The sequence below is a fragment of the Oleiphilus sp. HI0123 genome (assembly GCF_001635315.1).
This window is the reverse complement of the sequence record NZ_LWGE01001304.1, coordinates 1-7,683: the sequence shown is the minus strand read 5'-3', so window position 1 is coordinate 7,683 and position 7,683 is coordinate 1. Positions and strand designations below refer to the sequence as shown.

The 7,683-nt window shown below is 43.2% G+C and carries 9 protein-coding genes; 3 read left to right on the top strand and 6 right to left on the bottom strand.

What is annotated here, in order from left to right; all coding sequences use genetic code 11:
• A partial coding sequence (locus A3761_RS15860) for a hypothetical protein (protein ID WP_197473069.1) occupies positions 1 to 388 on the bottom strand: 388 nt, incomplete at its 3' end.
• Positions 389 to 983: 595 nt separating this feature from the next.
• Between A3761_RS15860 and A3761_RS15855 the strand changes: the two genes are divergently transcribed.
• Positions 984 to 1,571 (top strand): nucleoside triphosphate pyrophosphatase, encoded by a 588-nt coding sequence (locus A3761_RS15855; RefSeq protein ID WP_068509507.1) that lies wholly within the window; start codon positions 984 to 986, stop codon positions 1,569 to 1,571.
• A gap of 22 nt (positions 1,572 to 1,593) precedes the next feature.
• Here A3761_RS15855 and A3761_RS15850 read toward each other — a convergent pair whose 3' ends face one another.
• From A3761_RS15850 to A3761_RS15835, 4 genes are all read right to left on the bottom strand, one after another.
• A complete protein-coding gene (locus A3761_RS15850) occupies positions 1,594 to 2,145 on the bottom strand; it encodes a phosphatase PAP2 family protein (RefSeq protein ID WP_068509473.1) in 552 nt (183 codons plus the stop codon).
• Complete coding sequence (locus tag A3761_RS15845) at positions 2,114 to 3,301, bottom strand: glycosyltransferase family 1 protein (protein ID WP_068509471.1); 1,188 nt, start codon at positions 3,299 to 3,301, stop codon at positions 2,114 to 2,116. Before A3761_RS15845 ends, A3761_RS15850 begins: the two co-directional genes overlap by 32 nt.
• A gap of 186 nt (positions 3,302 to 3,487) precedes the next feature.
• Complete coding sequence (locus tag A3761_RS15840; RefSeq protein ID WP_068509469.1) at positions 3,488 to 3,916, bottom strand: tetratricopeptide repeat protein; 429 nt, start codon at positions 3,914 to 3,916, stop codon at positions 3,488 to 3,490.
• A gap of 41 nt (positions 3,917 to 3,957) precedes the next feature.
• The gene (locus A3761_RS15835; protein WP_068509467.1) at positions 3,958 to 4,260 is read right to left on the bottom strand and encodes a DUF6172 family protein; all 303 of its coding nucleotides are present in this window, start codon (positions 4,258 to 4,260) and stop codon (positions 3,958 to 3,960) included.
• A 358-nt stretch (positions 4,261 to 4,618) separates the two neighbouring features.
• On the opposite strand from A3761_RS15835, the gene A3761_RS15830 reads away from it, so the two are divergent.
• Complete coding sequence (locus A3761_RS15830) at positions 4,619 to 5,614, top strand: branched-chain amino acid aminotransferase (protein ID WP_068509465.1); 996 nt, start codon at positions 4,619 to 4,621, stop codon at positions 5,612 to 5,614.
• A gap of 299 nt (positions 5,615 to 5,913) precedes the next feature.
• Here A3761_RS15830 and A3761_RS15825 read toward each other — a convergent pair whose 3' ends face one another.
• The gene (locus A3761_RS15825) at positions 5,914 to 7,170 is read right to left on the bottom strand and encodes a DEAD/DEAH box helicase (protein ID WP_068509505.1); all 1,257 of its coding nucleotides are present in this window, start codon (positions 7,168 to 7,170) and stop codon (positions 5,914 to 5,916) included.
• 201 nt (positions 7,171 to 7,371) lie between these two features.
• On the opposite strand from A3761_RS15825, the gene A3761_RS15820 reads away from it, so the two are divergent.
• Positions 7,372 to 7,683 (top strand): DUF3010 family protein (locus tag A3761_RS15820; RefSeq protein ID WP_068750477.1); only part of this gene is annotated, 312 nt, incomplete at its 3' end.

Here is a 7,683-nt window from a genome sequence, read left to right as displayed (position 1 = left end):
CGCCGGTTTTTTCTGCAAACAAGACAGAGGGGCTAAGTGTAAAATCAGCTGCTACCATTTGACCGCCGCCAAAATTACTACCAGAGCGCAGTTGACCAGAATTCATTAGTTGACGTTCACGGTTCATTGCATTCATTGCCGCGCCACGTTCAACGATGACAAAACAGTTTGATTGCTGAATCATGAGTCTTAGGACCGGGACAGTACTTCCTAGTCTTGGATATTGCTGTTTGTAAGTTCCCCACCATGGTAGTGAGGTATCTTCAAAGATAGACAGTGTGCCGAGTGTTTCTTCACACTTTTCGAGTTCTGTGTTGTTATCTACGCTACTTTCACCAGCAGCACTGCCAGTAACGACACCGCTTCCGCCACCACCTAGGGAAGGCATGGTGCTACAAGCAGATAGCAAGATTGATGCGATAGTTATGGATATAACGCTTATTGATTTGATGGGGTTAATTCCGACTTCCTTTTAAATATTCGTGATAACAATATTCAATGTCACATTATGGTTTTACCAACTAACGAAACATTTCCCTCTCTGCTCTATCGAAAAATTACCCTAGGGGCATACTACTTCGTAGTGAGTACTACTCGGAAAAAGACTGCATCGAGCACTGCCTATTATCTTGGCGCTTTTTGAGGGTGATCGAAATATTCTATAGAGCAAAAGTTACAAAAAAATTTCCGTTGCTGTAAGTAACTTGCAATACTATATAACTGTATATTCAGTAGAAAAAAACTCTTAGGATAAACAAAGTACCTTTGCTGAACGTTTTTAGAGGGCTAAATTTATTGGAGAACTGTTATGTTAAAACTAGCAATTTTTCAGAAAGCGCCTTTACTGCTTAACCGACTATAAACAATTGATAAAGCAATCCGTTCCGTTGAAGACGCTGCTACGTAAGGAGCGAGGCTTGTCATACTTTCCGAAGCGATTATTCCAGGTTTACTATTCAATTTATGAAGGAATCTTAAAAAATATGGCAGACTTGCTATTGGCATCTGGCTCCAGTCGCCGGAGAGAACTATTAGAACAAATCGGTGTTCCTTATCATAGTGCATCAATGGATATCGATGAGTCAGTACTTGAAGGGGAATTGCCCGACGCTTATGTAAGGCGCTTGGCTAAAGAAAAAGCCTTAGCAGGTCTCAGCTTTAATCCTGAAAAGACAGTTTTAGCTGCAGATACGACCGTTACGATAGACGGCACGATTCTAGGCAAGCCAGATAATGAACGCGTAGCATTTGAAATGCTAAAGCGTTTATCAGGAACAAATCATCTAGTGCTAACGGGTATCGCTGTGGCGAAGTTATCTGAGGGGAAAGCGGTAATTGAAGCTGATGTTGTGACAACAGAAGTGTCGTTTATGAAGCTGAGTGATCAGCAAATTAGGCAATATATCGCAACGGGTGAACCAATGGATAAGGCAGGTGCATATGGCATACAAGGCAAAGCGGCATTGTTTGTTGAAGGGATTGTCGGAAGCTATAGCAATGTAGTGGGCTTGCCTCTGGCCGAAACAGGGAAGATCTTACAGGCCTTCGATGTGCCTATTTGGCAGGAATAAGGTAAAGGCCAGTAGCGCTGGTTTAGAAGAGTACGGGGCTTAAGTAGTTTGCAATTGATGCCAGCAATATACCTAATCCCGCGCCACACAATACATCTGTCGGATAGTGAAGGCCGAGTACCATTCTCGAGAGGGCAATTAGAATAGAGAAGGGTACCAATAATACAGCGAACTCTGGCAGGTGCCATAGCACAACAGTCGAGAAGCAGGCCGCGTGCATTGTGTGTCCAGAAGGAAAGCTGTATTGATCTAAAGGTGCGCAGCCTTTATAGACATCTTTTGAGCGGATAAATGGTCGTTCTCTTACTAGTTTCTTTTTAAGTTGCTTATAGATCAGTAGGCAAGCACCGCCCGCCGTTATCATCAACCCTGATAAAAGTAGACCTTCTTCACCATATAAGATTGGCAGGACAAGCGCGAGACTATACCAGAAAACACCATCCCCTAAGCGGCTGATTATTGCAAAGAAGGTGTTAACCGTTTTAGTGCGACAAAAATGATTAAGGTACAGGCAAGCTGCAATATCCCAGCTATTGAGCTTATTAAATGCTGTTGATGTTTTGAGAGGATTCATGTGTCTCATCTCCTAGCCTTAAGGGTGGCTTTTCGAGTAACTTTTTGACGAACTGATTGACGATATTGTTCCAGGTAATTGTTTGTGCCAATTGATAGGCATTTTCACGAATTTTTTCCAGCTCGGAAGAGCTTTCGATTGCTTCCAGAGTCAATTGAATGAAGGCTTCGTCATTGTCTAAATTTGCGATATATGCCGAATTGCCATGGCTTAAGTGTTCCTTCGCAGCGGCGTCATTAAATGCAACGATACCCAGCCTGCTTGCCATTGCTTCAGTCACAACATTACCAAAGGTGTCGGTTTTGCTTGGAAATAGAAAAAGGTCTGCTGAGGCATAATACTTGGCTAGCTCTTCACCCGTTTTCATTCCAACGAAACGGATGCCAGGGTGTTCACTTTCCAAGGTTTTTCTTAAGGGGCCATCACCAACGACGACGAAAACACAGTCCGGATGAGTGGCGGTGACGTTCTCATAGGCCTTGATAGCCAAGGCAATATTTTTTTCTCCTGCAACTCGGCCGACATAGAGGCAAACGACTTGCCCATCTGTCACATGCCATCTTTCACGAAGGCGAGAACAGCGTTTACTTGGTGTAAACCGCGAAGAATCGATTCCGCGACTGAGCACACTGACATTTTCAAACCCTTTTCGACTTAGCCATTCCTGCTGTTTTTTCGTAGGCACGATCGTTCCACGTGTCTGGTTGTGAAAATACCTCAGGAAGCCAAATATTAAAGGTTCGAGAAACCCTAGGCCGTAGTACTTACTGTAGGACTGGAAATTAGTATGGAAGCCGCTAAGTATAGGAATATTCAGTTTCTTAGCTGCACGAACAGCTGAAAGACCAAGGGGGCCTTCGGTCGCGACATAAATGGCAGAAGGTGGAGATTTCTTCCATAGACTTACTAGCTTCCTTTTACAAGGTAGGCCAAACTTGAGCTCCTTGTATCTCGGTATAGGAAGTCCGGCAACTGTATAGGTCTCGCATTGATCACTTTCCACTGAGGCATCATCAGGATTCTGCTTGGGTCTGATGATTTGAGTGTAGATACCCTTATTTTGAAGTCCTTCAACCCAGTACTTCAAGGTATTGGCAACGCCATTTACTTCAGGGTAGTAGGTTTCAGTAACAATGCTCACCTTGATTTTTGTCATATCAATACATACTTGGATTTGTACAATTTATGTACAAACTATTCATGTTTGAAGTGACAGTTTGGTGACAAAAGGATGATGGTTTGATGACTTAGGGGCTTTGCCAGAACAGTAGAGTTCTGGGTGTCGCCACAAAAGTACTTATTGAAACTATCTTAAGGGCGAATAAAGTGTGCCCGGTTATGCTTATTCCATCGGGCTTGCTAAGGAATCAAGTAATTCGTTGATCTCTCGTTTAAGTGAGTCATCTTCAATTTTATTGGCGCTAACTTTAGCGTTTTGCAGGTTTTTGATTGCTTCCTCAGTCTGGCCGAGCTCGACCTGCAAGGTCGCCATTGAGTATGCCACTGAAGACATATGGTCTTTTGAATTAATATCGACAGACTTCTTTAGGGCCTTTTCATAAATGGCTATCGCATCGCTTAAGTCTTCTGAAAAGTCAGCTAATGTTTCCCATTGAACAGGGTGATCCTTATCTGTATCTTCATTATCTAGACAGATCGCCTTGAGTTCAGAGTAGAGCGAATCAAAGGTTTCTTGGTCATCTTTTTTCGCTGCTGCCATTAGCTTTTCTGCAAGCCCGTGGACGGCTTTATATATCTTGGTGTTCATCATTTCTTTTTACCTTTGAGTCACGCTGCCTTAGGGTTTACTGTCTAATATTCCTGTTGAATCGAATTGCCATCAGGTGAAACGGCTTTAGCAGTGATTTCCACGTAGATAGTCATAATGTTATTCGCAACCAGTTCATCGATATGGCTCATCAAAGAGGGCAGCTGAATTTCCACAGCCGCTTCTTCTGATTGACCAAACTTACAATCAAAACCCCAATATTTAGTGCCAGAAGGTAGAGGCTTCTTACGTTCCTTTTTGAGAAACTTTCTGATGTCATGTTTTACTGAGTCGACAACGCGAGGCACTTTGATTTTTGGGTGAGCTAATTGATAAGTTTTTTTCATCGGAAGTCCTGCTTGGGTGAGCGCCGTTTGCGCTAGAGAGTTTAAACTGTGGGCAGTGTAATGTTTATGCCGACATTCTACCATGACTTTGACATTTAGCTTGGATTCCTGGGTGTGTGGCCTCCAGCTTAGGGCATACTCATCTTGTTGGGTGGGTAGAGCTTTTTTGAATGGCCATACTTGCAACTTTATTGATATATCGTCATTGATTGGCGATCTAGGTAGTTTATACTAGGCAGAATTTTATGAATTGAGTGCAGTCTGCTGAAAAATATCGCTGCGATAAGCAATTCACACCGAGCAAAATTGATTCCGGAAGCTTATTTCAAGGCTTCCATTTACAGACTTAGGAATAGTAATGGCCGCATTTGGAACCGTTTTCATGCCTAAAATGGCACTGGCAAGCTACGAAAACAATTCTTGGACCTCTTCAAGTATCATTTCATCCGATAAACTGGAATTACACCCGGGTGCCCATGTCTTGCATTATTCCAGTACATGCTTTGAAGGCTTGAAAGCATTTAAGCATAAAGATGGCAGCATTAATATTTTTCGTATGGATGCCAATGTTCAGCGTATGGCCCAGAGTACAGATTTATTATTCCTACCCGAAATTAACAAAGAACAATTAGGCGATATGATTAAAGAAATCGTCGGACTTTATGTAGAAGACGTACCTGAAGCGCCAGGTTCTATGTATATTCGTCCGACTCATATCGGCACGGAACCAAGCATTGGAAAAGCCGCGGTCTCTTCTGCGACGTCGCTTCTATATGTTTTGTTATCACCCGTAGGTGATTACTTTTCTGGTGGCGTTAAGCCCTTAAGGCTATTGCTAGAAGAAGACGGTATGCGTTGTGCTCCTCATATGGGAATGATTAAGAGTGGTGGTAACTATGCCAGTGCATTAGGCCCAATTGCTCGTGCACGCAACACTAACAATGCTGATCAAGTGCTTTTCTGCCCGAATGGTGATGTACAGGAAACCGGTGCAGCAAACTTCATTCTGATTGATGGAAACGAGATCATAACTAAGGCCTTGGATAGTTCTTTCTTACACGGCATTACTCGTGACTCAATATTAACGATTGCCCGCGATATGGGAATGACCGTGAGCGAACGTGATTTCACGGTAAGTGAATTGATTGAACGCGCACAAAAGCCAGGTACCGAAGCCGCGCTTTCTGGTACTGCCGCAGTATTAACGCCTGTTGGCACCTTAATTCATAATGATGAAGAAATTACAGTAGGTTCTGGTGAGGCAGGTGAAACCACCTTAAAACTTCGCCAGGCACTAAATGATATTCAATGGGGTAAGGCAGAAGATAAGTTTGGCTGGTTGCAGAAAGTCTAAGCCTTGATCATTGCGATGTAATATCGCATTGCGAAAAAGACGCGTATTGAACTGTTTCCTGTGTAGGGGATAAGTTGGTACGCGTTTTTTATATCATCCCACAGATGGGATAAACCTTTTCTCCCCATTTGGCCTCTTTTTAGCACTTCTAACTTGACTTGTGACCAGTGGTCACGGTTAAATAACTACCAGTTACTTATCTTATTTAGGCAAGGCCTTTCCTAATAAGCTGTGTTAGAACATCAAAGCGACTAGCGGTTTATCTCAACGCTAGGTTTTGACACAGCTCCTTTTTCCTCTTACTTTCGTTTCTTACCGTACGCTCTATCTTTTCGACGTTTCTTCTGAGCGGTGCGGGAATTCTTTTTCGATGTTTTAACTTCTTTTGTTAAATCAGGTTCATAGCCGGGTAACCACTGTTGCGGCAAACGTTCATCAAGCACGGCTTCAATTTCTTCTAGTAAATACTCTTCACCTAAGCTTAACAACGATATTGCCAGGCCTTCTTGGCCAGCTCTGCCGGTGCGCCCTATGCGATGAATATAATCCTCCGCAACGTAAGGTAGTTCGTAATTGATGACATACTTGAGCTGGTCAATATCCAGCCCTCGAGCAGCGACATCCGTTGCAACTAAGGCGCGTAGTTTGTTTTGCTTGAAGTCTTCCAGTGCACGCTCACGAGCGCCTTGAGACTTGTCACCATGAATAGCTGCCGTCTTGAGCCCATCCTTGATCATTTCTTTGGAGAGCTCGTCAGCGGCTTGCTTGGTGCGTGTAAAGATGAGTACCTGCTGCCAATTTTTAGAGCCAATTAAGTAAGACGTTAATTCGCGCTTGCGATCCTTGTCGACGGTGTAGACCATTTGTTCAACTTTCTTAGCGGCGGTATTGCGAGCATCGACTTCAATGAGCTTGGGGTCTTTTAATAATTTTTTGCTCAGATCGAAAATAGCCTGATCGAAGGTTGCAGAGAATAGCAGGGTTTGCCGCTGTTTAGGCATGCCCCTCAAAATACGATTTATATCATTAATGAAACCCATGTCTAGCATACGGTCTGCTTCATCAAATACTAGGAACTCAATGTGATTTAAGTCGATACACTCCTTCATGAGCAAGTCGAGTAAACGTCCAGGTGTAGCCACCACAATACTCACCCCCTTTTTGATAGCTTGTATTTGTGGGTTCAAGCTAACGCCGCCATAGGCGATAGCTGACTGAATATTTGTGTTGTGGCTGTAAGTATTTATGCTATTGAATACTTGTAGTGCTAATTCTCGTGTAGGTGTTAATACTAAGGCTTTGGGTGACTGGCAGGAGCTTTCTTCAATGTTGTCATTAATTGGCTTAAGGGTGTTTTGAGCATCAATAAGTTTTTGAATAATGGGAAGGGCAAAGGCTGCGGTTTTGCCCGTACCGGTTTGTGCCCCAGCCATCACATCGTGGCCGGCGAGAACTTCAGGAATAGCTGCTTGTTGGATAGGCGTTGCGTCAAGGTAGCCGAGCTCAAGCAGATGAGTCAATAATTGAGGGGAAAGACCTAGGGTTTGAAAGCTCATGGATATCTCGATTATTGATAGTGGGAAAATGGCGTGCAGTGTAGCGGCTTTATCTTGAACTTGATATATGACACCGCTAGGCTGTTTAATTCCGGGCTTTACTTGATCTGTCATGAAATCTATACGCCAACAGCTATTGATCATTTCATTAGCGTGCAGATTTACCTACAATGCAGCCATTCCTAATATTGAGATTTAGTTATGAAAGTATGTGGTGTTGAATTAAAGGGTAGTGATGCGATTATTTGTCTCTTGTCCATGGATGATGAGATATTCGATATCCCTGACTGTCGCGTAAGAAAAGTGACGCTAGAGAAGAGCCATAGTCTAAAGTACTTTCAGGCTACGTTTGCCAAACTGATGACAGACTATCAAATAGATACCGTAATTATTCGAGAGAGACCGACAAAAGGTAAGTTTGCCGGTGGTGCGATTGGTTTCAAAATGGAGGCTGCAATTGAACTGATTGATGGAGTCGATGTTCGCTTGATAACCCCAGTTGATATCAAAGCA